The organism is Microbacterium sp. 20-116 (assembly GCF_041079415.1).
GTDB lineage: Bacteria > Actinomycetota > Actinomycetes > Actinomycetales > Microbacteriaceae > Microbacterium.
In genome coordinates, this window is record NZ_JBFYGP010000002.1 from 187,370 (window position 1) to 210,625 (window position 23,256).

Sequence of the window (23,256 nt, forward strand, 5' to 3'; positions counted from 1 at the left end):
ATATTCTCTTCTAGTTGCCCGGAGCGATCCGGGTACGCCCCGATAGCTCAGTGGCAGAGCACTTCCATGGTAAGGAAGGGGTCGTCAGTTCAATCCTGACTCGGGGCTCAAGGCATCCTCATCTGAATCCAGGATGCCGTGCGGCGGGGTAGCTCAGTTGGTGAGAGCGCACGACTCATAATCGTGAGGTCGCGGGTTCAAGCCCCGCTCCCGCTACATATTCGCCGCAAAGCCGTCCTCCGGGGCGGCTTTCGCTTCTCTCCGACGCGTTCCCGCACGAGGTCCTCACGGCGCCCCGATAGGGTGAGCCGCGTGAGTGATTCGGGAGAGTTCGTCCAATCCCTCGCTCGCGGTCTTGAGGTGATCCGGGCCTTCGACGCCGAGAACCCGGCGCTGACCCTCAGCGACGTCGCCCGCCGCGCCGATCTGACCCGTGCCGCGGCCCGCCGGTTCCTCCAGACGCTCGAGACCCTGGGTTACGTGCGCGCCGACGGTCGGGTCTTCTCGCTGACGCCGCGCGTTCTCGAGCTCGGCTTCAGCTACCTCTCCGCGCTCTCGCTGCCGGCGCTGGCCCAGCCGCATCTCGAGCGTCTGTCGCGCGAGGTGGGGGAGAGCGTCTCGTCGGCCGTGCTCGACGGGGCCGACATCGTCTACGTCGCCCGCGTTCCCACGCGACGGATCATGAGCGTCGGCATCACGATCGGCACGCGTTTCCCCGCCTACGCGACCAGCATGGGGCGCGTGCTGCTCGCGGCGCTTCCCGACGCGGACGCGCGAGAAGTCGTGACCGCTTCGCACCCGGCCCCTCTCACCCCGCGCACGCGGACGGACGTCGATGCGATCGCTGTCGAGCTCGAGGCGGTGCGTACTCAGGGGTGGGCTCTCGTGGACGGCGAGCTCGAAGAGGGGCTGCGCTCCCTCGCGGCGCCCGTTCACGACCGCTCCGGGGCGGTGGTTGCGGCGGTGAACATCTCGGCCAGCTCTCGCGGGGATGCGGACGAGTGGCGAGAGCGGTGCCTGCCGGCACTGCGGGCCGCCGCGGCCGAGATCGACGCGGACCTCCGCCTGGTCTGAATCCCGGCTGCGGGCCCAGAGCGGTCCTCCCTTGCCGTCTTCGCGGTGGTCGGCGTATCCTGTTCGCAGAACGTACGCATGTACGCAGAGCGAACAAGCAAGGATGCTCCGCATGATCGACAAGACCGTTCCCGACCTCGAGGCGGCCGTCGCCGGTATCGCCGACGGCGCGACCGTGATGATCGGCGGCTTCGGCCGCGCGGGTCAGCCCGTCGAGCTGATCGACGCGCTCATCGCCCACGGCGCGCGCGATCTCACCGTCGTCAACAACAACGCGGGCAACGGCGACACCGGCTTGGCCGCCCTGCTCGCGGCCGGGCAGGTGCGCAAGATGATCTGCTCCTTCCCGCGCCAGAGTGACTCGTGGGTCTTCGACGGGCTGTACCGCGACGGCAAGGTCGAGCTCGAGCTCGTGCCGCAGGGCAATCTCGCCGAGCGCATCCGCGCCGCCGGCGCCGGCATCGGCGGGTTCTTCACCCCCACCGGCTTCGGGACGCAGCTCGCCGAGGGCAAGGAGACGCGGCGCATCGACGGCCGCGACTACGTGCTCGAATACCCCATCCGTGCGGATGCCGCCCTGATCAGCGCCCGCGCCGCCGACCGCTGGGGCAACCTCGTCTATCGCGAGACCGCACGCAACTTCGGCCCCATCATGGCTGCGGCTGCGGCCACGACCATCGTCCAGGTCGACGAGATCGTCGAGCTCGGCTCGCTCGATCCCGAGTCGGTCGTCACCCCGGGTCTCTACGTCGATCGCGTGGTCGCGGTCGGGGAGCGCGCATGGCTCCGCGACGGCGCGTTCGTCGGCGGCGTCGACATCGAGGGCCGGGCTCTGGCATCCGAGGAGGAGAAATGACAACTCGCATCTCGCGGCGCGATCTCGCCGCCCGCGTGGCATCCGACATTCCCGAGGGCGCGGTCGTCAACCTCGGCATCGGTGCTCCGACCCTGGTCGCCGACTACCTGCCGGCGGGACTCGAGATCGTCCTGCACACCGAGAACGGCATGCTCGGCATGGGTCCCGCTCCCGAGCGCGGGCGCATCGACCCCGACCTCATCAACGCGGGCAAGCAGCCGGTCACCGCGCTCGCGGGGGCTGCGTACTTCCACCACGCCGACTCGTTCGCGATGATGCGCGGCGGGCACCTCGACGTGTGCGTGCTGGGGGCGTTCCAGGTGTCGGCCGGCGGCGATCTCGCCAACTGGTCGACCGGCGAGCCCGGCGCCATCCCCGCGGTGGGCGGCGCCATGGACCTCGCGATCGGCGCGAAAGACGTCTACGTCATGACCGACCTGCTCACCAAGGGCGGCGAGCCCAAGCTCGTCGCCGCCTGCAGCTATCCCCTCACGGGCGTGGGCTGCGTCTCGCGGGTCTACACCGACCACGGCGTCTTCGACGTCACCCCCGACGGCTTCCGCGTGCGGGAGCTTTTCGGCGACAACACGCACGAAGAGATCGAGTCCCTGCTCGGTCTGAGCCTGGAGGCCTGAGACATGCCCGCATCCTTCGTCTACGACGCCGTCCGCACCCCCTTCGCTCGCCACGGCAAGGCCTTCGCCGACGTGCGCCCCGACGACCTCGCGGCCACCGTCATGGCATCCGTCGTCGAGCGCACCGGTATCGACCCCGCGCGCATCGAAGACGTGATCTTCGGCGATGCGAACCAGGCGGGGGAGGACAACCGCAACGTCGCGCGTTTCGGCGCCCTCCTGGCGGGCTTTCCCTCGTCGGTGCCCGGGACGACGATCAACCGGCTGTGCGGATCGTCGCTGGATGCCGTGATCCAGGGCTCCCGCGCGATCGAGGCCGGCGATGCCGACGTCGTCCTCGCCGGCGGCGTCGAGTCGATGACCCGTGCCCCCTTCGTGGTCGAGAAGAGCCCGCGGCCCTTCCCCGCGGCGAACCAGACGATGTGGAACACCTCGATCGGCTGGCGCATGACCAACCCGCGTCTGAGGGCGGACTGGACGATCTCGAACGGCGAGAGCGCCGAGAAGCTCGCCGAGATCTACGACATCTCCCGAGAGCAGCAGGACGCTTTCGCCGCGCGCAGCCACCGTCTCGCTGCCGCGGCGTGGGCAGAGGGACGCTTCGACGATGAGATCGTGCAGGTCGAGGGGCACGCGCTCGCGCGTGACGAGGGCATCCGCGACGATTCGACCGCCGAGGTGCTCGCGGGTCTGCGACCTGCCTTCCGCAAGGACGGCACGGTCACGGCGGGAAACTCTTCGCCCATTAACGACGGGGCCTCGGCCGTGCTGCTGGGAGCGGAGGGGATCCTGGATGCCGAGCCCCTCGCGCGCATCGCGGGTCGGGCCGCATTCGGCAACGACCCCGATGTGTTCGGTGTCGCCCCGGTCGAGGCGGCCAACCGCGCCCTCGCCCGCGCCGGCAAGACCTGGGCCGACGTGTCGTTCGTCGAGCTCAACGAGGCATTCGCGTCGCAGACCCTGGCGTGCGCGAAGCTGTGGACCGAGCTCGACCCCGCCCGCCTCAACGAGAACGGGGGAGCGATCGCGATCGGCCACCCGCTGGGGGCCTCGGGCGGGCGCATCATCGCGCGCGCGGCGCACGAGCTGAAGCGCCGAGGCGGGGGTGTCGCGGTCGCCGCGATCTGCATCGGTGTCGGGCAGGGTCTCGCGGTCGTCCTGGAACGCTGAGGCCGCCGCCGCGGCATCCGCACCACGAGAACGGGCGCTGCCCTGGGCGCAGGTGGATCCGCACGGAATCGGCCTGCTCTCGTCGCCCACCTGCTCCGGCGACGACACGCGTGGCTCGGGGCTAGGACTCGTCGGCCCAGCGGTCGCGGGGTCGGTCGTCGTCGTCGTCGTCGCGGACGTGCCCCGGGGCGGACCACTCCAGCTGGAACCCGCACTCGCGGCACTCGTCGGCGCCGCCGCCCTGCTCGAGAAGCGGGTGCATCGTCACGCCGCACGAGGGGCAGATCGGCTGCGCCGTGTCGTCGTAGGGGTCTCTGTACGTCATCGCGTTCCACTCGTCGGTCGTTGCCGAGGACAACTCCCCGCGTCGCCGCGGTGTTCCCCCGGAGAGGCCGCGGGCCCCGACGTGTCGCCTCGGGCATAGGCTCGGCCCATGCCGATCCCTCGCGTCGCCGCGGGCTCCGCTCCGGTGGCGGAGGCCGCATGACGGCATCCACCCCCGCTCCCGACCCTCGCCGCTGGAGCGCGCTGTCGGTCATGCTCATGGGGCAGTTCGCCGCCCTCCTCGACGTCAGCGTCACCAACGTCGCCCTGCCCTCGATCGGGCGCTCCACCGGGGCGGGTTCGAATGAGCTGCAGTGGATCGTGACCGGTTACGTGCTCGCCTTCGCACTGGTCCCCGTCATCGGGGGACGGCTGGGCGACCAGCGGGGTCGGCGGCGCATCTTCACGATCGCCGTGCTCGGGTTCGTGACCGCCAGTGCGGCTGTCGGTCTGGCGCCGAACGCGGGGCTCCTCATCGCGGCCCGGGTCGTCCAGGGGCTGTTCGGCGGCATGATGGGCCCGCAGGTGTCGGGCTTCATCCAGAACGCCTTCCCCGCGTGGGAGAGAGGGCGGGCCTTCGGCAGGCTCGGCCTCACCGTCGGTGCGGGGACGGCGCTCGGTCCGGTGATCGCGGGTCTGCTCATCTCGGCTGGTGGCCCCGACATCGGCTGGCGGCTGGTCTTCTTCATCAACGTGCCGGTCGGGATCGCGGCCGTGCTGCTCGCTCGCCGGTGGGTTCCCGCCGATGAGCCGTCTCCCACGGCATCCGCTCGCCAGATCGATCTGCTCGGCGCGCTCCTGCTCGGCGCGGGTGTGCTGTGCCTGCTGTTCCCCATCGTCGAGACGGGCCAGGGTGGCGGCCCCGTGACGCTCCTGCTCCTGCTCCCCGCCGCGGGGTTCCTCTTCGCGCTCGTGCGGCATGAGGCGCGCCTGACGAAGGCGGATGCCGGGCCCCTGCTGGATCTGCGCCTGTTCCGCGTCCGCTCGTTCGTCACGGGTGTCGTCTTCGCCGTCGTCTTCTTCTGCAGCAACACCGGGATCCCCCTCGTGCTCGCGCTGTACTACCAGAACGGCCTCGGTTTCACCGCTCTGCAGTCGGGGCTGGGAGTCACGGCCTACGCCATCGGCTCGGTGGTGGGAGCACCCGTGGCCGGGCGCTTCGTCTCGCGCGTGGGCCGCCCGCTGCTCGTCGGCGCGGTCGCGGTGTTCACCGGGGTCACGATCGTGCTGGGGCTCCTCGTGCAGTCCGGTGCCGACGCGACCGACCCGGTGGGAGTCATCCTGCGCCTGTGCGTGCCCCTGTTCGTCCTCGGGGTCGCGGGTGGGGCGATCGTCACCCCGAACCAGACGCTGACCCTCGCCGATGTCGACCCCCGCCGAGGCGGCGTCGCCGGCGGAGTCGTCCAGACGGCTCAGCGGGTGGGATCGTCCATCGGACAGACGGTGCTGGGGACGACCTTCGCGCTGGCGGTCGTGGGTGCGGCGCAGGCTACGGGCCCCGGGGATCCGGCGGGGGACCCGGGCGCTTTCGCCCGCGCGCTGACCCTCGCCCTCGCGGTGTCGGTGGTGTTCTCGGGGTCGGCCATCCTGCTCAGCGCGGTCGAGGTGCACCGGCAGCGTCGCCACTGAAGCGGGCGATACGCGCGGACGCTAGCGTCGAGGCATGCACGTCACCTCCGCCCGTCTGGGTCTCGGCCTCGCCGCCGTCGGCCGCCCGGCTTACATCACCACCGCGCGCGACAGCGACCTCGGTGACCCCGCCGAGCGCACTGTCGACGCGATGCGAGAGCGCGCGCACCTGCTGCTCGACGAGGCGTGGGCGCTCGGCATCCGATACGTCGACGCCGCCCGCTCCTACGGTCTGGCCGAGGAGTTCCTGGGATCGTGGCTCGCGGCCCACCCGGGCCGGCGCGAGCACCTCATCGTGGGGTCGAAGTGGGGCTACGCCTACGTCGGGGAATGGAAGATGGATGCCGCCGTGCACGAGCGCAAAGAGCACTCGGTCGCCATGTTCGACCGGCAGTGGCCCGAGACGCTCGAGGCCCTGGGGTCGGCCCCCGACTTCTACCTGATCCACTCGGTGACGCCCGAGAGCACGGCTCTCGCCGACACCGAGCTGCTCGATCGGCTGCGCGGGCTGCGGGCCGGCGGCGTGCGGGTCGGCCTGTCGACCAGCGGCCCGCACCAGGGCGAGGTGATCCGCACCGCCCTCGCGCTCGAGGACTCCCCGTTCTCGGTCGTGCAGTCGACGTGGAACCTCCTCGAGCCCTCGGTCGCCCCCGCGTTGCAGAACGCCCACGACGCCGGGTGGACGATCGTCGTCAAAGAGGCCCTCGCCAACGGCGAGCTCGCCCGCGCCGAATCGGGGAGTCGCCTCGAGGCCCTGGCATCCGGAATGCCGTCCGATGTCTTCGCCCTCGGTGCCGCGTTGGCGCAGCCCTGGGCCGACATCGTGCTGAGCGGCGCGACCACGCTCGCGCACCTGCGCCGAGGCGCGCGTGCACGACCGGTCGACACCGCGGGGAGGCTCGCGACCGACCCCGTCGACTACTGGCAGCGCCGATCGGAGCGCCCCTGGCGCTGACCGGGGGTCAGGGCACGCAGTTCAGCGTCGCGACCGAGCCCGAGACGTTCGCCCATGACGTGGCGATCGCGGTGGCGAGCACCGACCCCGACGAGGAACGGGCCTGCAGGTACCCGGCGGAGCGCGCGTTGGCGATCGAACGCACGGTGATGCTGGGGGAGTACGTGCCGCACGTCGAGTACGACACCCGCGTGCCCGACAGGCTCGACCCGCTGAACGCGCACACGTTCCCGGTGGCGCAGCTGCCGACGGCGTCCTCGTGGTCGGAGGGGACGTCGATGGTCATGCCCAGCTCCGGCCACTCCGCGTGATGGGAGTCGATGACGACCCCGCCGGGGATCTGGGCGAGAGCCGCGGCGATGTCGGGGTGCAGTTCGTCTGTCGAGGTCATTCGGTCTCGGCCTTTCTGTCGAGGACGTCCCAGAGGGTGTAGTCGGTGATCGAGCCCGCGGGTAGTTTGAGGTTCTCGTTGTCGGCGAGCAGTTCGGATTCGAATCCGACGATGCGGCCCGTGTCGGCGGACAGCAGCAGCGTCGCCTCGGAGGTGGTGAGCCCGGACGGTACCGCGGCGAGACCGACGACCGGGCGGCCGAGTCGGTCGAACGCCGTCCCGACGACGCGCAGCCCGGGGGCTTGAGCGACCACCTCGAGCAGAGCGGCCTGCTGGGCACCGGTGAGGGTCCACTCGCCCAGGAGCGCCCGGGCGCCGAGCATCGCGTCGCCCGCCGTCAACTGCTCGCCGGCGCCGGTCGAGGTGAGCACGAGAGCCCGCATCGCCTCGACGGTGGGCTCGGGGGTGTTGCGCGAGAGCGGCGAGAACTGGTTCTGCACGAACTGCAGGTCGCCCACCACGGTTCCGGGCGTCGGATCGCCGGTGGGGACGGTGTCGCCCGCTGCGTTGGTGGCCTCTGCGGCCGTCGTCACGACCGAGCCGGAGAGGTCCTCGTTCCACCGCACGTCGATCCACTCGCGGCGGAACACCGTCGCCTCGGCCTCGTCGGGCGAACCGCTGTAGTACCACCCGAGCGAAAGCGACCGTCGCTCGGGTGAGGAGGGGCCCGACCCGTCGGTCAACCGCTCCTGCGCCTGCGCGATCACCTGGGACGCGTCCTCCGAGATCGAGGTGAACACGAGTGGTTCCGGGGTGAGGGCGGATGCCGGGCTCCCCGGCATCCACAGGACTCCGGTGACGATCGCGAGCACGAGGACGACGACCGCAGCGGCTGAGCCCCAGGCGGCGTAGGCGGGTCGGCGGCGCGGCGGACGCGCGGTGCGGGCGAAAGCGCGAGCCCGGCGCTCGGCGTCGAGGGGGATGGGGGCGTCCAGGGGCGTGCGCGCCGGGTCGAGCCGGCGCACCGCGCGGGTGAGCTCATCGTCGTTCATCGAACACCTCCTCCGCGGACAGGGGCGCTGCGGAAAGGAGCGGGCGGAGTTTGGCGCGCACACGATTCAACCGGGTCCACACGGTACCCGCGCTCGCCCCGACGACGACACCGACGTCGGCGGCCGGCAGGTCTTCCCAGTACGTGAGCCAGAGGATCTCGCGCTCCTTCTCGGAGAGTCCTCGGATCGCGTCCACGAGCCGCTCGATCATCTCGCCCTCCGACTCGTTCGACAGGGTGCGCACCTGGTCCTCGATGTGCGTCCACAGTGCCCCCTCCCGGTCTCGTCGTCGGTACTCGTTCGCGATGAGGTTGCGCGCCGTGCGGTACAGCCACGGAAGACCGAACGGCTCGCGCGGGTCGCGCTTGCGCCACGCGATCTCGAAGCATTCCATCGTGAGGTCGTCGGCGGCCTCGCGGTCCGACACTCGCCGCTCGACGAATCGCCGAACGGCGGTGTAGTGCTCACGGAAGAGCGCCACGAAATCTGCGTCGTCCGTCACCGCTGTCTTTCCTCGTGCGTGTACCGAGGCTGTGTCGGTGAGGCGGCGAACCTTACCGAGGCGCGCGGGAGACGAATTCTGGGTCGGTGTGTAAGGAACGGCCCACGACCGACACGACATATGCGGGGGTGGGTGCCGACTCCGGCTTCGAGAAGGCACCCATACGCCCGTCGTCCGATGTTCGGGTCTGACGGCGACGGGCGAGGGGTTGCGCCGCTTGGGGGCGGCGCAACCCCTCGGATCTTCTCCATGCGATCCACAATGGCAGAGACGGTGCGCGCCGTGAGACGACAGTCGTCGATCAGGCGGGATCGACCAGCAGGTTGGTGATCCGCGCCGTGGCGATCAGGCGGTCCTCGTCGTCGACCACGCGGACGTCGTAGGTGGCCATGCGTCGACCACGATGGGCGGGTGTGGCCACGGCGTGGATGCGGCCGTCTTTCGCCCCGCGATGGTGCGTGATGTTCAGGTCGACACCGACGCAGACCATGCCCAGGGTCGAGGCATGGATCATGGCCGCCCACGATCCCACCGCCTCGGACAGTGCGGCCGTCGCGCCGCCGTGCAGACGACCGAGCGATTGCGTGTTTCCTCGGACGGGCATCGATGCGCAGACCCGATCCGCGGACTGTTCGGTCACGATGATGCCGAGACGTTCGTCGAGGGCGCCGGGGGTGATGGTCCAGGGCGTCATGGAGGCTCCTTCCGGCGCCCTCTTGTCGGGGGCGCATCCCTCTGACACTATTACTGAACGCTCGGTCGGTAACGGTGTCGAACGAGTTTTTCACCTGCCCCACAGAACGACGGAGTTCTCATGGCCACGCTGACCTCGGCATCCGCCCCTGCCACCGGGATGAAACGAGAGGAACGGCGTGTGCTCGCCGGGACCCTCGTGGGCACCTCGATCGAGTGGTACGACTTCTTCATCTACGCCCAGGCGGCCGGGCTCGTGCTCGCGCCCCTGTTCCTCGCGCCCCTCGCGCAGAGCGACCCCGCGATCGCCCAGGTGCTCTCGTTCGCCACGATCGGTATCTCGTTCCTCTTCCGCCCGCTCGGCGCCGTCGTCGCCGGATGGCTCGGCGACCGCCTCGGCCGGAAGAAGATGCTCGTGCTGACGCTCGTCATGATGGGCGTGTCGACGGCCCTCATCGGGGTGCTGCCGACCTACGCCGCGATCGGTGTGGCCGCCCCCGTCCTGCTCATCCTGCTGCGGGTGTTGCAGGGCTTCTCGGCCGGCGGCGAGTGGGGTGGTGCGGCGCTGCTCTCGGTCGAGCACGCCCCCGTCCACCGTCGCGGGTACTTCGGGGCGTACCCGCAGATCGGCGTCCCGGTGGGGATGATCCTGGCCACCGCGACCCTGTGGATCCTCACCTCGTCGATGTCGGCCGAGGCCTTCCTCGCCTGGGGGTGGCGTGTGCCGTTCCTGTTCTCGATCGTGCTCATCGTCGTCGGCTACCTCATCCGCCGCGCGGTGGAGGAGAGCCCGGTGTTCGAAGACCTCGTGCGCCGCCGCAAGGAGTCCTCCGCCCCGCTCGGGCAGCTTTTCCGCAAGAACTGGCGCGAGGTCGCCCTGACGGCCTTCGTGTTCATCGGCAACAACGCCGCCGGCTACCTGCTCATCGCGTTCTTCGCCACCTACTCGGTCTCGACCCTCGGGATGGAACGCCCGACCGTGCTGCTGGCGACGACCCTGGCATCCTTCGGCTGGCTCGGTTTCACCCTGTGGGGCGGCCGGCTGTCTGACCGCTTGGGGCGCATCCGCACCTTCCAGCTCGGCTACCTGCTGCTGGCGATCTGGGCCGTACCGATGTGGTTCCTCATCGACACCGCGAACATCTTCTGGTACTTCGTCGCGCTGTTCGTGATGACCCTCGGCCTCGGGCTGTCGTACGGGCCGCAGGCGGCGCTCTACGCCGAGATGTTCCCCGCGAACGTCCGCTACTCGGGCGTCTCGATCGGCTACGCGCTGGGCGCCATCATGGGTGGGGCCTTCGCTCCGATGATCGCCGAGGCGCTGCTGCGCTCCACGGGCGCCTCGTGGACGATCGGCCTCTACATCGCGGTCGCCGCACTCGTCTCTCTCGGTGCCGTCTCGCTCATCAAAGAGACGAAGGGCGTCGACCTGCGGGCGTGATCCCGGATGCCGCGACGGGGCCCTTCGCGTCGGCGAGGGGCCCCGTCACGCGTCGCGGGGAGGAGTCCGTCGGCGTCGGCCGAGGGGACGGTGCGCCGTACCGCGGACTTCGTCGCCCGCCGTCGGCATGCCGGGTCGCCGGTGGCGGCGTGCCGCCACGATATCCGCAGGACGGACCAGGGATGTGCGCCTGCCGCGGCGCGACCCGGCGGGGTAGAGCACCGGGTCAGGCGGTGCGGAGGCCGTCGAGGGCGATGCGCACGATGTCGGCGCCGAGACGGTCGCCGTCGACGCCGCCGCCGGGGCGGTACCACTCCACGACCGAGTTGATCATGCCGAAAAGCAGACGCGCGGCGACCGCCGCGTCGACATCGTCGCGCACGTCGCCCTCGGCCTGCGCTTCGGCGACCAGGGCGGTCACGCGGTGGTCGAAGAGACGCCGCCGCTCGAGGGCGGCCTGCTCGACCTCGCTGTTGCCCCGGACCCGCAGGAGCAGGGTGACCGCGGGAAGCTGCGCCACCAGGACGTCGGTCGCCCCGGTGAGCACGAAGCGGAGGCGATCGGATGCCGCGCCCTCGCGGGCGCCGGGCTCATCGAGCACGGCCTCGAGCCCGCCGAGAGCCGCCTCGAGCGCCACGGCCAGCAACTCCTCTTTCGAGGAGAAGTGATGGTACAGCGCGGACTTCGTCAGCCCGAGTCGGCGGGCGAGGTCGGACACGCTCGTCGCGTCGTACCCCTGCTCGTTGAAGAGCTGCACGGCCACGGCGAGCAGACCCTCGCGGTCGTAGCCCGGACGCCCCCGGCGCGCGGGTGCCTCGGCGGACGCGCCGGAGTCGTCGGCGGTCGCGGGCGTCGTCACGGGATCGGCGGGCACGGATTCAGTGTGTCACTCCAGCAGAGCGGGGGAGTCCGCGTGCAGCAGAGCACGCGCCGCGTTTCCGATCACGGCACTGTACGTCGGGTAGGCGAAGCGCACACCGGCGAGGGTCGAGACGTCGATGCCGGCCGCCATCGCGGTGGTCACCGATTGGATGACCTCCACGGCGTTCTCCCCCATCGCGTGAGCCCCGAGCACGAGCTCGCGGCGACGATCGGAGATGAGCATGAGGAACCCGCGTTCCCGGTCGTCGATCACCGCACGGTCGAGATCGGCGAAACGCGCAGTCGCCACGACGCACGAGGGGTCGCGGTCACGCGCCTGCTCCTCGGTGAGGCCGACGCCCGCGTAGTCGGGGTCGGTGAAACCGCCCGCGGGGAGAAGGTGGTGGGGCGTTCGCCGGTTGGCGCCGAGCACGGCGTTCTCGGCCGCCGCTTCGCCCTCGAACTGCGCCGCCTGCACGAGCATGTCGCGGCCGTTCGCGTCGCCGACGGCGAGGATGTGCGGCACGATCGTGCGGAAGTAGCGGTCGACCGGGATCGCGGAGCGCTCGACCTGGACCCCGGCGTTCTCGAGGCCGAGGTCTTCGACATCGGCGGGCCATCCGGTCGCCATGATGACGACCTCGGCATCGACGGTGCGCGATGCGCCGTCCTCGCGCCAGGCGAGGGTGAGCGAGCCGTCCTCGGCGCGGTCGATGCGCTCGACCGTCTCGATCCCCGTGCGTACGTCGACCCCGTGCTCCGTGAGCGATTCGGCGATCACGCGCGAGATGGAGGCATCGGATGCCATGAGCACCCGAGGCGCGACATCGAGCAGCGTGACCTCCGCGCCGAACGAGCGGAACACCGTCACCAGTTGTGCGCCGGTGTTGCCCGCACCGATGACCACGACGCGCCGGGGCAGCTCGGCGAGAGTGAGCACGTCTTCGGGAACCGTCGCGAGCTCGGCCCCGGGGATCGGCAGGCGACGGGAATGGCCGCCCACGCAGACGAGGATCGAGTCCGCGCGGATTCGTCGACCGCTGTCGAGGACGAGAGTGTGCTCGTCCGCGAAGCGCGCACGTCCCTCTTGCACGAGATCCACCCCGGCTTCGGCGAAGCGTTCGGCCTCTCGTTTGATCGAGCGCACGGCATCCACCCGCTCATGCACCCTGGAGACCACGGCCGACCAATCGACGCGGGGCTCTTCCACCACGATGCCGTAGTCGTCGGCGGAGCGGGTCTCGCGCATGAGGCGCGCGGCCTTCGCGAGGACGCGCGTGGGTACGCACCCGGTGTTGACGCAGGTGCCGCCGACACGACCGGCCTCGAGGACGACGACGGATGCGCCGAGTTCTGCGGCGCGAAGGGCGGCGGCGGTTCCGGCGGGACCGGCTCCGATCACGGCGATGTCATAGCTGTCGGCGTCGTGGCTCACGGTGGTCCTCCCGGGTCGAGAGCCCCAGTCAATCCCGCGCCGACGACCTGACCTCGGGGCTTGCGCCGCGGGTCAGAACCCCTCGTAGATCTGGGTGGGCGTGAGGCCCGTGCCGCCCAGGGCGTGGACGCCGGGGGCGGGGTGAAGCTCGAAGGAGTGGCCGTCGTGCAGGAGCACGGCCGTGTAGTCCCCTCGCGTATCGAGCTTGAGCTCGAAGCGTCCCGTGTCGATGAGGCGCAGTGTGACCACGGCGCCGCTGCGCGCGACGAAGCTGACTTCTTTCTCTCGCGCGTTCGGCAGGGGGATGACCGGCTCATCCATCGCGGGCGTCGGCGAAGAAGAGGGAGTGCGTGCGTCGGCGTCCATCCGGTGAGTCTGTCACGCGGGGAGGGGCGCGGGGCCGGGACGAGCCCGGGCGTGCGCCGTCAGCGCCCGTCTCGCCAGGAGTGCCGCGGCTCGTACCCGAGCAGCCGGCGCGCCTTGTCGATCGAGAGAAGCGTCGTGTTCTCGCCCAGGTCGCCGTGGATCGCGACCCCCGGGAACACCTCGGCCACGAGTTGGGCGTTGGGGCGCGTCATGACCGTGTCGGCCGCCGCGATGATGAAGGTGTCGAAGCCGGCCGGGGCGGTCTGGAGAGCGCTCTCCACGGCCTGTGCTCCGTCGCGGGCGTCGATATAGCCCCACAGGTTCCACTTCCGGGTGCGCGCGTCGTCGTCGAAGGGGAATTCGGCGTAGTCCTCGGGGACCATCACGTTCGAGAACCGCAGCGCCGTGATCGACAGGTCGGGGTTCCAGCGCACCAGCTCCACCGCCAAGCGTTCCTCGAGGGTCTTCACGAGGGAGTAGACCGACTCGGGCCTCGGCGCGTACTCCTCGTCGACGGGGATGTACGGAGGCGGCACGTCGAAGGGCAAGCCCAGCACGGTCTCGCTCGAGGCGTAGACGATCTTGTGGATGCCCAGACGCGTGGCCGCCCAGAAGACGTTGAAGGTGCTCGTCATGTTGTTGTGGAAAGTGGCGATGTCGGAGCGGATGCCGGGCGCCGGGATCGCAGCGAGGTGCACGAGGGCGTCGAAGCCGTCGTGCTGGTCGTTCACCGCGGTCAGGGCGTCGACGACCTGGCCGTAGTCGGTGAGGTCGACCTGGACGAAGCCCGGGCCGCGCTCGCCGCGGACATCGAGGCCGATGACGTCGTGGCCGGCGGAACGCAGCTCGCGTGCGACGACGGTGCCGAGCTTTCCGGACGAACCGGTGAGGGCGATGCGCATGAGTGTCCTTCGGGGTCGGGGTGGGATCGACGATATCGGCGCCCACCGACATCGGGCGGGTGGGTTGACCGCCCCGACCGAAGACGCCGCGCGGTCGGCGTGTACCGATCCCGCGGGCGGAACGTCCTGCCACGCGGAAGGTCCATTCGTCAAGATCCCGGCGCCGTGGGGGCCCGGGGTGTTTCGCTATGTGGACGCTGTCGATTCGTGAAATGTCACGGTCCGACGCGAACGATCGCCGACAGGAACCTCGATGCCCTCTTTGTCCTCCGCCACCGACGCGTTTCTCGCGTCGCGTGCGGCTGACGGCGACCAGATCGCCTTCGGGGTGCTGGTGAGACGGCACGCGCCGTTCCTCGTCGCGTTCGCGACCAGGCTGACCGGCTCGCGGGCCGATGCCGACGATTGCGTGCAGGAGGCGCTCATCACGGCGTGGCGACGTCTTCCGGATCTCACCGACCCCGAGAAGGTGCGAAGCTGGCTCACGACGATCGTGTCGCGCAAGGCCACCGACCGCCTCCGCTCCCGCAAGATCTCGGAGGAGATCGACGAGGAGATGGTCTCGGGTCGTGACGACCCGGAGCGCGCCGTTGTGGCATCGTCGCAGATGGACGCGCTCAAGAAGATCCTCGGAGAGCTCCCCGAGGAGCTGCGTGTGGTGTGGGTGCTCCGCGAGGTCGGCGGGCACAGCTACGACGAGATCGCCGTCGAGGTCGGCGAATCCGCCGCCACCGTGCGCGGACGCCTCGCGCGAGCCAGGAAGACGGTGTTGGAACGCATGGAGGAGTGGAGGTGACCCCAGTGAGCGAGCACAACGATGACATCGGGGGGTCGGGCTACTCCCTCGAAGACCTCTCCGCCTACCTCGATCGCGGACGCATCCCCCGCATCCCGGCGATCGAGCGCAACGCGCAGTGCCAGGCGGTTCTGGCGTCGATGGAGCGGATGGGGCGACTCTCCCGCGAGATCGTGGACGAGCAGGCGGCGGAGCCGATCTCGGAGTCCTGGTACGACAGCATCATGCGCGAGGTCATGCGCGAGTTCCGAGCGGGCCGAGACATCCCGCTTGCGCGCGCCGACGACGGCACCGAGCTGGTCGTGACCGAAGGTGCTCTCTACGAGCTCATCCGCACGGTCGGAGACGGAATCGAAGGACTGCTGATGGGACGCGTCCGACTCGATCAGCCGGAACCCGACGCTCCTCTCGACGTCCGCGTGACGGTCAGCGTGCGCTTCGGTCGCGCGATGAGCCCCGCGGTCGAGGAGATGCGCGAAGGCATCCGCTCGGCCATCCAGCGACACGGCGACCTTCGGGTCGGACGCGTGGACGTGACCGTCGGCGACGTCCACCTCGACGAGGGGGAAGATTCATGACGACCATCTCCGCAGCGGAGCTGGCGCCCCGCATCGATCTGGCCGTGACCGCCGTCGAGGGTGTGCGCGAGTGCTATTCGGCGCGTCCGGTCTTAGCCCGCGCCGTCGAGCACGTCACCGACGTCGAGGGTTCTCTCGCCGAGGTCGAGGAATCCGGCGGCACCCGTGCCATCACCGTCTGCATCGGCGTCTCCTCCGACGACGACGCTGCCGTGGTCGCGGCCGCCGTCGCCACCGCGGCGCGCGGCGCCGGCGAGGACGAGACCCCGTCTTCGATCCGGGTCCGCGTAGCGCGCCTGGTCGCCCCGCCTTCCTGAGCGGGTTCCGGCCGAGAAGCGGTCAACCGGCTTACGCTGGAGGCACCGCCCACTCGTCCCCGGAGGCCGAATGTCCACGCCGCCCGTCATCGCCGTCACCGGATCCACCGGAGCCGTAGGGGGCCGGGTCGCGCGAGACCTCGCCGCCCGCGGCATCCCTCAGCGTCTGCTCGTTCGCGACGCTTCTCGGGCTCCCTCGCTCGAAGGAGCCGAGGTGCACGTGGCCCGGTATTCGGACGCGGATGCCACCCGCGCGGCCCTGGAGGGGGTCGACACGCTCTTCATGGTGTCGGCGTCCGAGACAGCCGACCGCGTCGAGCATCACCGCACCTTCGTCGAGGCCGCCGCGGCCGCGGGCGTCCGATCGATCGTCTACACCTCGTTCTTCGCCGCCGCGCCGGACGCCGTCTTCACGCTGGGGCGCGATCACGCAGCGACCGAGGAGATCATCCGCGCCTCGGGCATGCGGCATACCTTCCTGCGCGACAACTTCTACATGGACATGATGGAGCTCTTCGCCGGTGACGACGGGGTCATCCGGGGTCCCGCCGGAGACGGGCGCTGCTCTCTCGTCTCGCGCGCCGATGTGGCGGCCACGGCGGTAGCGGTGCTGCTCGATCCCGATGCGCACGCCGACGTCACCTACGACCTGACCGGCCCCGAGGCCCTGACCCTGACCGAGGTCGCCGAGAAGATCTCGGCGGTGCGCGGTCATCGGGTGCGTTTCGTCGACGAGACGGTCGACGAGGCATATGCCTCGCGAGCGGCGTTCGGGGCCCCGCGGTGGCAGGTCGACGCGTGGGTGAGCACGTACACGTCCATCGCGAGCGGCGATCAAGCCGCCGTCTCGAACGACGTCGAGCGCGTCACCGGCCGCCCCGCGCAGAGTTTCGAGGAGTTTCTCGGCGCCGTGTCATGACCGGGTGTCCCTCGGGTATGCTGGCGGCGTGCTGACCTGTCGCTGTTGTCGCTGAACGCTCCGCGTTCTTTTCGACGACCCCGTCAGCCGCGCCCGTATCGGGTGCATCAACCTCCAGGACTCCATCGTGCGTTACGCCCAGAGCGTCGCCGACCTCGTCGGCAACACCCCCCTCGTCCGTCTTTCTCGCGTCACCGAGGGCATCGCCGCCACGGTCCTCGCGAAGATCGAGTACTTCAACCCCGGCGGCTCCGCCAAGGACCGCATCGCGGCCAACATCGTCGACGCTGCCGAGCGCGACGGCCTGCTCCAGCCGGGCGGAGTGATCGTGGAGCCCACCAGCGGCAACACCGGGGTCGGGCTCGCGCTCATCGCGCAGCAGCGCGGCTACCGCTGCGTCTTCGTGGTGCCCGACAAGGTCGCCGAGGACAAGCGAGCGGTGCTGCGCGCCTACGGCGCCGAGGTCGTCGTGACGCCGACAAACGTCGAGCCCGACGACCCGAACTCGTACTACAGCGTGTCCGACCGTCTCGTGCGTGAGATCCCGGGTGCGTTCAAGCCCAACCAATACGCCAACCCGAACGGCCCGCGCAGTCACTACGAGACCACCGGTCCCGAGATCTGGCGCGACACCGACGGTCGGCTCACGCACTTCGTCGCCGGCGTCGGCACGGGCGGCACGATCAGCGGCACCGGCCGCTACCTCCGCGAGGTCGCGGGCCCGGCCGTTCGTATCATCGGCGTCGATCCGGTCGGCTCGATCTACTCGGGCGGCGACATCCACGGCTACGACGTCGAGGGCGTCGGCGAGGACTTCTGGCCCCCGGCCTTCGACCCGACTCTCGTGGACGGCTACGAGCGCGTCTCGGATGCCGAGTCCTTCGCCATGACCCGTCGCCTCGCCCGCGAGGAGGGCCTGCTCGTGGGCGGGTCCAGCGGAATGGCCGTCGTCGGAGCCCTCCGGGTCGCGCGGGATCTCCCGGCCGACGCCGTGGTAGTCGTCGTGCTCCCCGACCACGGTCGCGGTTATCTCAGCAAGATCTTCGACGACGACTGGATGATCGAGCGCGGCTACGACGTTGCACCCGTGGCATCCCTTCTTCCGACCCCTTCCGAGGAGCACTCCGCATGAGCACCCACGACGCCGCCCGCGGCTTCGACAGCCTCGCCGTCCACGCCGGACAGGCGCCCGACGAGACCACCGGCGCCGTGATCCCGCCGATCCACGTCTCGACGACGTATGCGCAGGACGGGATCGGCGGCCTCCGCGGCGGCTACGAGTACGGTCGCAGCGGCAATCCCACGCGCACCGCGCTCGAGACGCAGATCGCCGCTCTCGAGGGCGGCCCCCGGGCGCTGTCGTTCGCCTCCGGTCTCGCCGGTGAGGACGCCCTGCTGCGCGCCGCGCTCGTCCCGGGAGACGAGGTCCTCCTCGGCAACGATGTCTACGGCGGCACCTACCGGCTGCTGGCGCGGGTGCTCGGTCCCTGGGGGATCACCCTCCGTGTCGTCGACATGAGCGACCTGGATGCCGTGGCCGCCGCCATCGCGGAGCGCGCACCGCGGATGGTCTGGGTCGAGACCCCCAGCAACCCCATGCTGCGGATCACCGACATCGCCGGTCTCGCCCGGCTCGGGCACGAGGCCGGGGCGATCGTCGTGGTGGACAACACCTTCGCCTCGCCGGCCCTGCAGCGACCGCTGTCGCTCGGCGCCGATGTCGTGGTGCACTCGGCGACCAAGTACCTCGGCGGGCACAGCGACGTCGTGGGCGGGGCGCTGGCCTTCGCCGACGCGGAGCTCGCCGAGAAGGTGCAGTTCCTGCAGTTCGCCGCGGGAGCGGTGTCGGGTCCGTTCGACGCATACCTGACCACGCGCGGCATCAAGACGCTCGCCGTGCGCATGCAGCGCCACAGCTCGAACGCGCAGGCCGTCGCCGAGCACCTCGCCGGCCACGACCGTGTCGCGCAGGTGTACTACCCGGGTCTGCCCTCGCACCCCGGGCACGAGCTGGCGGCGCGCCAGATGAGCGGTTTCGGGGGCATCGTCTCCCTCGCTCTCGCCGACGGCCCGACCGCCCGCCGCTTCGCGGAGTCGACGCGTCTGTTCACGCTCGCCGAGTCGCTCGGCGGCGTCGAGTCGCTCGTCAACTACCCCGATGCCATGACCCACGCCTCCGTCCGCGGTACCGAACTCGCGGTGCCCGACACGATCGTGCGCCTGTCGGTGGGGATCGAGTCGGTCGACGACCTGGTCGCCGACGTCGACCAGGCGCTCGCCTCCCTCTGAGCGGGACCGCTCCAGGCGCGTCTCTTTGTGCGCGCCTGCCTTCGCACGCGCCTGCCTTCGCACGCGCCTGCCTCCGCACGCGCCTGCCTCCGCGTGCGCCTGCCTCCGCGTGCGCCTGCCGCGGGCGCCGCGCCGGCCGCGGGCACCGCGCCTGCCGCGGGCGCCGCGCCGGCCCGGTATTCACGCATAAACGCGATCCGCGCCCATAAACGCGTGGAGAGAGCGTTTACGGGCGCGGATCGCGTTTATGGGCGTGCCTCGTCCGGGAGGGAAGCGGGTCAGCGTTCGGCGCGGGCCAGGTTCTGCGTGAGCTCGTCGGCGTTCTGACGGACGACGTACGCCGGCTGGTCGCGCTCGACGCGCCAGCTCTCGCTGAGAGGTCCGACGTTGACGGTGTCGAAACCGAACTCGTCGTAGATGCGGGTCACGAGGGCGACGGCCTCGTCGGAGTCGCTCGAGGTGGCGAGGGCGCGACGGTTCTCGGTGCCGGCGGGGGAGCCGTCGGTGAGGATGTCGGCGGCGGGGATGTGGTTGAACGCCTTGACGACGATCGACTCGGGCAGGTGCTCCTGCAGCATTTGCGACGTGGTCGTCTTCTTCTCGTCGAGTTCATTGATGTGTCCGTCGCGCTCGAAGTAGTAGTTGTTGGTGTCGAGCACGGTCTTGCCGGCGAGGGGAGCGGCGGGCACGGCGTCGATGGCCTTCAGCGGGACGGTGACCACGACGATGTCGCCGGCCTCCGCGGCATCCTGTGCCGTGGCGGCGCGCGCCTTGTCGCCCACTTCGGCGACGAGGTCGGCGAGGGTCTCCGGTCCACGGGAGTTCGCGATCACGACGTCGTAGCCGTTCTTCGCGAAGCCCCTGGCGAGGGCCGAGCCGATGTGTCCTGCTCCGATGATTCCTACGGTAGTCATGGAGGCTCAGAACCGATTCGGATGCCACCGCATTCCCTGGGCCTCGCTGAACATTCAGCGGCTTAAATAACTAGCAGGGCGAGTTATCAGTGTCAACCGGTCCCCGCCCGGGAACGGCGGGATTTATCGTCATCTTGTCGCACCCTCACGCGAGTGGTCGCAGTCCGGTGTTCGGGTCACCGTCCTGCTTGATCTGTGAGGGCGACGGCCCCCGGTGGACGCGGCTTCGGACCACCGGGGGCCGCTTTCTTCTCCCGCGGCGTTCGGGGCGGGGCGCACCGGTGGGACACTGGATGCCGGCGGGATCGGTCTCGCCCCGACCCTCGAGGAATCGCTCCGTGACGACCGCCATCCGCCCGCCCCGCACCGCTCGCCTCTACGTCGTCTGCGTCGGTGTCGGTCTGCTCGCGGGGCTCATGTCGGGCCTTTTCGGTGTGGGCGGCGGCACGGTCATCGTTCCGTTGCTCGTGCTGCTGCTGCGCTTCGACCAGCGCCTCGGCGCGGGAACCTCACTCGCCGCGATCGTGCCCACGGCATCGGTCGGCGTCATCACCTATGCCATCGACGGTCATGTCGCGTGGCTGCCGGCTCTCATCCTCGCCGCCGGAGCCGTGGGCGGGGCGCAGATCGGCACGTGGCTGCTGCCGAAGCTGTCGCAGACGGCCCTGCGCTGGTCGTTCGTGGCCTTCCTCCTCGCTGTCATCGTGAGCCTCTATTTCGTCATCCCCTCTCGCGACGCCGAGCTCGAACTCACCTGGATCACCGGCCCCGGGCTCGCGGTGCTCGGTGTGATCACCGGCATCCTCGCCGGGCTCCTCGGCGTCGGCGGCGGGATCATCGTCGTCCCCGCCCTGCTGCTGTTCTTCGGAACCAGCGACCTCGTCGCCAAGGGCACCTCGCTGCTCATGATGATCCCGACCGCGGTGTCGGGGACGATCGGAAACCTCCGCCGCTCGAACGTCGATCTGCCGGCGGCGCTCTGCGTCGGGCTCGCCGCCTGCGCCACGACCGCCGTGGGCGCGCAGATCGCCAAGGCGGTCGACCCCTTCGTCGCCAACGTGCTGTTCTCGATCTTCCTCGTCTTCATCGCCTCGCAGATCGCCGTGAAGGCCGTGCGCGGCCGCCACCAGCGCTGACCCACCCCGGTCCCACGGGCCCGCTCGGTAGACTGGGGGCGTGCCCGTGAACCCCGAACTCGTCGGTCGAGTCTTCCCGCCGACCGCTCCTTACCTGGTCGGCCGCGAGAAGGTGCGCGAGTTCGCCCGCGCCGTCTTCGCCGATGCCCCGCAGCACTCCGACCCCGAGGCCGCCCGTGCCCTCGGGTACGCCGATGTGGTGGCTCCGCCGACCTTCGCGATGGTCGTCCAGGACCTCGCGCTCCAGCAACTGCTCGCCGACCCCGACTCGGGCATCGAGCTGTCGCGTCTCGTGCACGCGGAGCAGCGCTTCCGCTACACGCGACCGATCGTCGCGGGCGACGAACTCGTCGCGACGCAGTCGGTCACCGGCATCCGCACGATGGGCGGCAACGCCATGATCACGAGCGAGGCGGAGATCGTGGATGCCGACGGCGCCCACGTCGTGACCACCATCAGCGTCCTTCTCGCCGGGGAGGCCGGAGCATGAGCGCGTTCACCGTCGGAGACGTCATCGCCGAGCGTTCGGTGCACCTGACCCGTGAGTCGCTCGTTCGCTACGCGGGCGCCTCGGGCGACTTCAACCCCATCCACTACCGTGACGACGTCGCCGCAGCGGTGGGCCTGCCCGGTGTGCTCGCGCACGGCATGCTCACGATGGGGATCGCGGTGGGCACCCTCGCCGAGGCGCTGGGCGACAGCGGACGCATCGCCGAGTACGGCGTGCGTTTCACTCGCCCCGTCGTGGTCGACCCCGAGACCGGAGCCGACCTGCACGTCAGCGCCAAGGTCGCGGCCGTCGACGACGAGACCGCGCGCATCGACCTCACCGTGACGTTCGCCGAGACCACCGTGCTCGGCAAGGCGCAGGTGCGGGTGCGGTTGTCCTGATGCCCGAGGTCGCCCCCGTTCCCCTTTCGCAGTTGACCACCCTCCGCACGGGGGGTGAACCCGCCCGTCTCATCGAGGCCACGACGCCCGACGAACTGGTCGGTGCCCTCCGCGAGGTGTGGATGCAGGGCGAACCGTGGTTCGTCCTCGGCGGCGGGTCGAACCTGTTCGTGGGCGACGAGCCGTTCGAGGGCACCGTGATCCGGGTGCGGACGACCGGCATCGAAGAGCTTCCGGGGTCGAGCGCCCACACGGTGCGCCTCAGGGTGCAGGCCGGCCACGACTGGGACGCCCTGGTCGCCGAGACGGTGGAACGCGGGCTCGCGGGGATCGAGGCGATGTCGGGCATTCCCGGCACGGTCGGCGCCGCGCCCGTGCAGAACGTCGGAGCCTACGGCCAAGAGATCGTGCAGACCCTCGTCGAGGTGGAGTTGATCGACGAGTCGACGGGCGAGGTCTCGACCGTGCCGGCTACGCAGCTCGGCCTGGGTTTTCGCACCTCGGTGCTGAAGCACCACTACGGGTCGGTGCCCGAGCGGCCCGCGGTCATCCTGTCGGTGACGCTCGAGCTCGAGCGGGTCGGCGCAGAGGAGCGGCCCATCGCGGGAGACCAACTGCGCGGTGCCCTGGGCCTCGAGCCCGATCAGGCGGTGTCGCTGCGGTGGATCCGGGACCACGTGCTCGCGACCCGAGCTCGCAAGGGCATGGTGCTCGACGCCGAAGACCCCGACACATGGAGCGCCGGCTCGTTCTTCCAGAACGCGATCGTGTCGGAGACCTTCGCGCGCACCCTTCCCGCGCAGTGCCCGAAGTGGCCCCTCGCGCCGGTGCTCGACCCGGTGACGGTCATCCCGCTCGCCGCCTTCGACGGCATCCTGCCCCCACCCCCCATCGTCACGCGCGACGTCAAGGTGAGTGCGGCGTGGCTGATCGAGAACGCCGGGCTCCACCGGGGCTTCCGGTTCCCGCGCTCGCGCGCGGGCCTGTCGACCAAGCACACGCTCGCGCTGACGAACCGCGGCGAGGCGACGGCGGCCGAGATCGCCGAGCTCGCCCGCTTCGTGCAGAACCGTGTGGCTTCGGAGTTCGGCCTCGTGCTGCAGCCCGAGCCCGTCCTGGTGAACGTCGAGCTCTAGCCCCCGACCTGCCGACCCGGTCGTGCTGTGCCGTCGGGCGGAGTTCGTGGGTGA

27 protein-coding genes and 2 tRNA genes are annotated in these 23,256 nt (G+C 70.4%); 19 read left to right on the plus strand and 10 right to left on the minus strand.

Annotated elements, in window-relative coordinates:
• The first annotated feature begins 36 nt into the window (after positions 1-36).
• The 6 genes from AB6V29_RS04925 to AB6V29_RS04950 all read left to right on the plus strand — a co-directional run bounded on the left by AB6V29_RS04925 (position 37) and on the right by AB6V29_RS04950 (position 3,735).
• Positions 37-108 (plus strand) — tRNA-Thr (locus AB6V29_RS04925).
• Between the two features lie 34 nt (positions 109-142).
• Positions 143-216, plus strand: a tRNA-Met gene (locus tag AB6V29_RS04930).
• A gap of 96 nt (positions 217-312) precedes the next feature.
• A complete protein-coding gene (locus AB6V29_RS04935; protein WP_369357336.1) occupies positions 313-1,074 on the plus strand; it encodes an IclR family transcriptional regulator C-terminal domain-containing protein in 762 nt (253 codons plus the stop codon).
• 112 nt (positions 1,075-1,186) lie between these two features.
• Entirely contained in the window at positions 1,187-1,930 is a 744-nt protein-coding gene (locus tag AB6V29_RS04940) for a 3-oxoacid CoA-transferase subunit A (protein ID WP_307313043.1), read from the plus strand.
• Positions 1,927-2,565, plus strand: a complete 639-nt coding sequence (locus AB6V29_RS04945) for a 3-oxoacid CoA-transferase subunit B (protein WP_210073215.1) — start codon at positions 1,927-1,929, stop codon at positions 2,563-2,565. Before AB6V29_RS04940 ends, AB6V29_RS04945 begins: the two co-directional genes overlap by 4 nt.
• A 3-nt stretch (positions 2,566-2,568) precedes the next feature.
• Positions 2,569-3,735: a thiolase family protein gene (locus AB6V29_RS04950; protein ID WP_307313042.1), complete on the plus strand. Its 1,167-nt coding sequence runs from the start codon at positions 2,569-2,571 to the stop codon at positions 3,733-3,735.
• Between the two features lie 121 nt (positions 3,736-3,856).
• On the opposite strand, the gene AB6V29_RS04955 is transcribed toward AB6V29_RS04950, so the two are convergent.
• Positions 3,857-4,060, minus strand: coding sequence for a zf-TFIIB domain-containing protein (locus AB6V29_RS04955; RefSeq protein ID WP_267787978.1), 204 nt, complete (start codon positions 4,058-4,060; stop codon positions 3,857-3,859).
• A gap of 158 nt (positions 4,061-4,218) precedes the next feature.
• Between AB6V29_RS04955 and AB6V29_RS04960 the strand changes: the two genes are divergently transcribed.
• The gene (locus AB6V29_RS04960; protein ID WP_369357341.1) at positions 4,219-5,688 is read left to right on the plus strand and encodes an MFS transporter; all 1,470 of its coding nucleotides are present in this window, start codon (positions 4,219-4,221) and stop codon (positions 5,686-5,688) included.
• Positions 5,689-5,722: 34 nt separating this feature from the next.
• Positions 5,723-6,643, plus strand: a complete 921-nt coding sequence (locus AB6V29_RS04965) for an aldo/keto reductase (protein WP_267787974.1) — start codon at positions 5,723-5,725, stop codon at positions 6,641-6,643.
• Between the two features lie 7 nt (positions 6,644-6,650).
• Here the strand turns inward: AB6V29_RS04965 and AB6V29_RS04970 are convergent, their stop codons facing one another.
• The 4 genes from AB6V29_RS04970 to AB6V29_RS04985 form a co-directional block, all read right to left on the minus strand.
• A complete protein-coding gene (locus AB6V29_RS04970; protein ID WP_267787973.1) occupies positions 6,651-7,034 on the minus strand; it encodes a hypothetical protein in 384 nt (127 codons plus the stop codon).
• Positions 7,031-8,026 carry a hypothetical protein gene (locus tag AB6V29_RS04975; protein WP_267787971.1) on the minus strand — a complete coding sequence of 332 codons (996 nt, stop codon included), beginning with the start codon at positions 8,024-8,026 and terminating at the stop codon, positions 7,031-7,033. The genes AB6V29_RS04970 and AB6V29_RS04975 overlap by 4 nt, the downstream gene beginning before the upstream one ends.
• Positions 8,013-8,528, minus strand: coding sequence for an RNA polymerase sigma factor (locus tag AB6V29_RS04980; protein ID WP_210073230.1), 516 nt, complete (start codon positions 8,526-8,528; stop codon positions 8,013-8,015). The genes AB6V29_RS04975 and AB6V29_RS04980 overlap by 14 nt, the downstream gene beginning before the upstream one ends.
• Before the next feature lie 301 nt (positions 8,529-8,829).
• Positions 8,830-9,222: a PaaI family thioesterase gene (locus AB6V29_RS04985; protein WP_267787970.1), complete on the minus strand. Its 393-nt coding sequence runs from the start codon at positions 9,220-9,222 to the stop codon at positions 8,830-8,832.
• 120 nt (positions 9,223-9,342) lie between these two features.
• Here AB6V29_RS04985 and AB6V29_RS04990 point away from each other — a divergent pair, with 120 nt between their 5' ends.
• On the plus strand, positions 9,343-10,662 hold the full coding sequence (locus tag AB6V29_RS04990) for an MFS transporter (RefSeq protein WP_267787969.1): 1,320 nt from the start codon (positions 9,343-9,345) through the stop codon (positions 10,660-10,662).
• 226 nt (positions 10,663-10,888) lie between these two features.
• On the opposite strand, the gene AB6V29_RS04995 is transcribed toward AB6V29_RS04990, so the two are convergent.
• The 4 genes from AB6V29_RS04995 to AB6V29_RS05010 form a co-directional block, all read right to left on the minus strand.
• The gene (locus AB6V29_RS04995; protein WP_267787968.1) at positions 10,889-11,536 is read right to left on the minus strand and encodes a TetR/AcrR family transcriptional regulator; all 648 of its coding nucleotides are present in this window, start codon (positions 11,534-11,536) and stop codon (positions 10,889-10,891) included.
• A 12-nt stretch (positions 11,537-11,548) separates the two neighbouring features.
• Positions 11,549-12,958, minus strand: a complete 1,410-nt coding sequence (locus AB6V29_RS05000; RefSeq protein ID WP_369357344.1) for an NAD(P)/FAD-dependent oxidoreductase — start codon at positions 12,956-12,958, stop codon at positions 11,549-11,551.
• 72 nt (positions 12,959-13,030) lie between these two features.
• Complete coding sequence (locus AB6V29_RS05005) at positions 13,031-13,324, minus strand: hypothetical protein (protein WP_267787965.1); 294 nt, start codon at positions 13,322-13,324, stop codon at positions 13,031-13,033.
• 59 nt (positions 13,325-13,383) lie between these two features.
• Positions 13,384-14,226, minus strand: a complete 843-nt coding sequence (locus AB6V29_RS05010; protein WP_267787963.1) for an NAD(P)-dependent oxidoreductase — start codon at positions 14,224-14,226, stop codon at positions 13,384-13,386.
• A gap of 253 nt (positions 14,227-14,479) precedes the next feature.
• Here AB6V29_RS05010 and AB6V29_RS05015 point away from each other — a divergent pair, with 253 nt between their 5' ends.
• The 6 genes from AB6V29_RS05015 to AB6V29_RS05040 all read left to right on the plus strand — a co-directional run bounded on the left by AB6V29_RS05015 (position 14,480) and on the right by AB6V29_RS05040 (position 19,125).
• Complete coding sequence (locus AB6V29_RS05015) at positions 14,480-15,022, plus strand: RNA polymerase sigma factor (RefSeq protein WP_267787961.1); 543 nt, start codon at positions 14,480-14,482, stop codon at positions 15,020-15,022.
• 5 nt (positions 15,023-15,027) lie between these two features.
• On the plus strand, positions 15,028-15,600 hold the full coding sequence (locus tag AB6V29_RS05020) for a hypothetical protein (RefSeq protein ID WP_267787959.1): 573 nt from the start codon (positions 15,028-15,030) through the stop codon (positions 15,598-15,600).
• The gene (locus tag AB6V29_RS05025; RefSeq protein WP_267787957.1) at positions 15,597-15,917 is read left to right on the plus strand and encodes a hypothetical protein; all 321 of its coding nucleotides are present in this window, start codon (positions 15,597-15,599) and stop codon (positions 15,915-15,917) included. Before AB6V29_RS05020 ends, AB6V29_RS05025 begins: the two co-directional genes overlap by 4 nt.
• Before the next feature lie 70 nt (positions 15,918-15,987).
• Positions 15,988-16,836, plus strand: a complete 849-nt coding sequence (locus AB6V29_RS05030; protein ID WP_210073247.1) for an SDR family oxidoreductase — start codon at positions 15,988-15,990, stop codon at positions 16,834-16,836.
• 127 nt (positions 16,837-16,963) lie between these two features.
• Positions 16,964-17,968: a pyridoxal-phosphate dependent enzyme gene (locus AB6V29_RS05035; RefSeq protein WP_369357348.1), complete on the plus strand. Its 1,005-nt coding sequence runs from the start codon at positions 16,964-16,966 to the stop codon at positions 17,966-17,968.
• Complete coding sequence (locus tag AB6V29_RS05040; RefSeq protein ID WP_307313025.1) at positions 17,965-19,125, plus strand: cystathionine gamma-synthase; 1,161 nt, start codon at positions 17,965-17,967, stop codon at positions 19,123-19,125. Before AB6V29_RS05035 ends, AB6V29_RS05040 begins: the two co-directional genes overlap by 4 nt.
• Positions 19,126-19,403: 278 nt before the next feature.
• Here the strand turns inward: AB6V29_RS05040 and AB6V29_RS05045 are convergent, their stop codons facing one another.
• Positions 19,404-20,039 (minus strand): NADPH-dependent F420 reductase, encoded by a 636-nt coding sequence (locus tag AB6V29_RS05045; RefSeq protein WP_369357349.1) that lies wholly within the window; start codon positions 20,037-20,039, stop codon positions 19,404-19,406.
• A gap of 338 nt (positions 20,040-20,377) precedes the next feature.
• Between AB6V29_RS05045 and AB6V29_RS05050 the strand changes: the two genes are divergently transcribed.
• Genes AB6V29_RS05050 through AB6V29_RS05065 form a run of 4 tightly spaced genes read left to right on the plus strand, consistent with a single transcriptional unit; the run spans position 20,378 to position 23,202 of the window.
• Positions 20,378-21,175 carry a sulfite exporter TauE/SafE family protein gene (locus AB6V29_RS05050; protein ID WP_369357350.1) on the plus strand — a complete coding sequence of 266 codons (798 nt, stop codon included), beginning with the start codon at positions 20,378-20,380 and terminating at the stop codon, positions 21,173-21,175.
• A gap of 40 nt (positions 21,176-21,215) precedes the next feature.
• A complete protein-coding gene (locus tag AB6V29_RS05055; RefSeq protein ID WP_307313021.1) occupies positions 21,216-21,665 on the plus strand; it encodes a MaoC family dehydratase N-terminal domain-containing protein in 450 nt (149 codons plus the stop codon).
• The gene (locus tag AB6V29_RS05060) at positions 21,662-22,066 is read left to right on the plus strand and encodes a MaoC/PaaZ C-terminal domain-containing protein (protein WP_210073257.1); all 405 of its coding nucleotides are present in this window, start codon (positions 21,662-21,664) and stop codon (positions 22,064-22,066) included. The genes AB6V29_RS05055 and AB6V29_RS05060 overlap by 4 nt, the downstream gene beginning before the upstream one ends.
• On the plus strand, positions 22,066-23,202 hold the full coding sequence (locus tag AB6V29_RS05065) for a UDP-N-acetylmuramate dehydrogenase (protein ID WP_210073259.1): 1,137 nt from the start codon (positions 22,066-22,068) through the stop codon (positions 23,200-23,202). Before AB6V29_RS05060 ends, AB6V29_RS05065 begins: the two co-directional genes overlap by 1 nt.
• The last annotated feature ends 54 nt before the right edge of the window (positions 23,203-23,256 follow it).

Excerpts from the sequence above, each read along its gene's own strand:
- AB6V29_RS04940 (WP_307313043.1), top strand. The coding sequence starts at position 1,187 with ATGATCGACAAGACCGTTCCCGACCTCGAGGCGGCCGTCGCCGGTATC.
- AB6V29_RS04945 (WP_210073215.1), top strand. The coding sequence starts at position 1,927 with ATGACAACTCGCATCTCGCGGCGCGATCTCGCCGCCCGCGTGGCATCC.
- AB6V29_RS04950 (WP_307313042.1), top strand. The coding sequence starts at position 2,569 with ATGCCCGCATCCTTCGTCTACGACGCCGTCCGCACCCCCTTCGCTCGC.
- AB6V29_RS04955 (WP_267787978.1), bottom strand. The coding sequence starts at position 4,060 with ATGACGTACAGAGACCCCTACGACGACACGGCGCAGCCGATCTGCCCC.
- AB6V29_RS04960 (WP_369357341.1), top strand. The coding sequence starts at position 4,219 with ATGACGGCATCCACCCCCGCTCCCGACCCTCGCCGCTGGAGCGCGCTG.
- AB6V29_RS04965 (WP_267787974.1), top strand. The coding sequence starts at position 5,723 with ATGCACGTCACCTCCGCCCGTCTGGGTCTCGGCCTCGCCGCCGTCGGC.
- AB6V29_RS04970 (WP_267787973.1), bottom strand. The coding sequence starts at position 7,034 with ATGACCTCGACAGACGAACTGCACCCCGACATCGCCGCGGCTCTCGCC.
- AB6V29_RS04975 (WP_267787971.1), bottom strand. The coding sequence starts at position 8,026 with ATGAACGACGATGAGCTCACCCGCGCGGTGCGCCGGCTCGACCCGGCG.
- AB6V29_RS04985 (WP_267787970.1), bottom strand. The coding sequence starts at position 9,222 with ATGACGCCCTGGACCATCACCCCCGGCGCCCTCGACGAACGTCTCGGC.
- AB6V29_RS04990 (WP_267787969.1), top strand. The coding sequence starts at position 9,343 with ATGGCCACGCTGACCTCGGCATCCGCCCCTGCCACCGGGATGAAACGA.
- AB6V29_RS05005 (WP_267787965.1), bottom strand. The coding sequence starts at position 13,324 with ATGGACGCCGACGCACGCACTCCCTCTTCTTCGCCGACGCCCGCGATG.
- AB6V29_RS05010 (WP_267787963.1), bottom strand. The coding sequence starts at position 14,226 with ATGCGCATCGCCCTCACCGGTTCGTCCGGAAAGCTCGGCACCGTCGTC.
- AB6V29_RS05015 (WP_267787961.1), top strand. The coding sequence starts at position 14,480 with ATGCCCTCTTTGTCCTCCGCCACCGACGCGTTTCTCGCGTCGCGTGCG.
- AB6V29_RS05025 (WP_267787957.1), top strand. The coding sequence starts at position 15,597 with ATGACGACCATCTCCGCAGCGGAGCTGGCGCCCCGCATCGATCTGGCC.
- AB6V29_RS05030 (WP_210073247.1), top strand. The coding sequence starts at position 15,988 with ATGTCCACGCCGCCCGTCATCGCCGTCACCGGATCCACCGGAGCCGTA.
- AB6V29_RS05040 (WP_307313025.1), top strand. The coding sequence starts at position 17,965 with ATGAGCACCCACGACGCCGCCCGCGGCTTCGACAGCCTCGCCGTCCAC.
- AB6V29_RS05045 (WP_369357349.1), bottom strand. The coding sequence starts at position 20,039 with ATGACTACCGTAGGAATCATCGGAGCAGGACACATCGGCTCGGCCCTC.
- AB6V29_RS05060 (WP_210073257.1), top strand. The coding sequence starts at position 21,662 with ATGAGCGCGTTCACCGTCGGAGACGTCATCGCCGAGCGTTCGGTGCAC.
- AB6V29_RS05065 (WP_210073259.1), top strand. The coding sequence starts at position 22,066 with ATGCCCGAGGTCGCCCCCGTTCCCCTTTCGCAGTTGACCACCCTCCGC.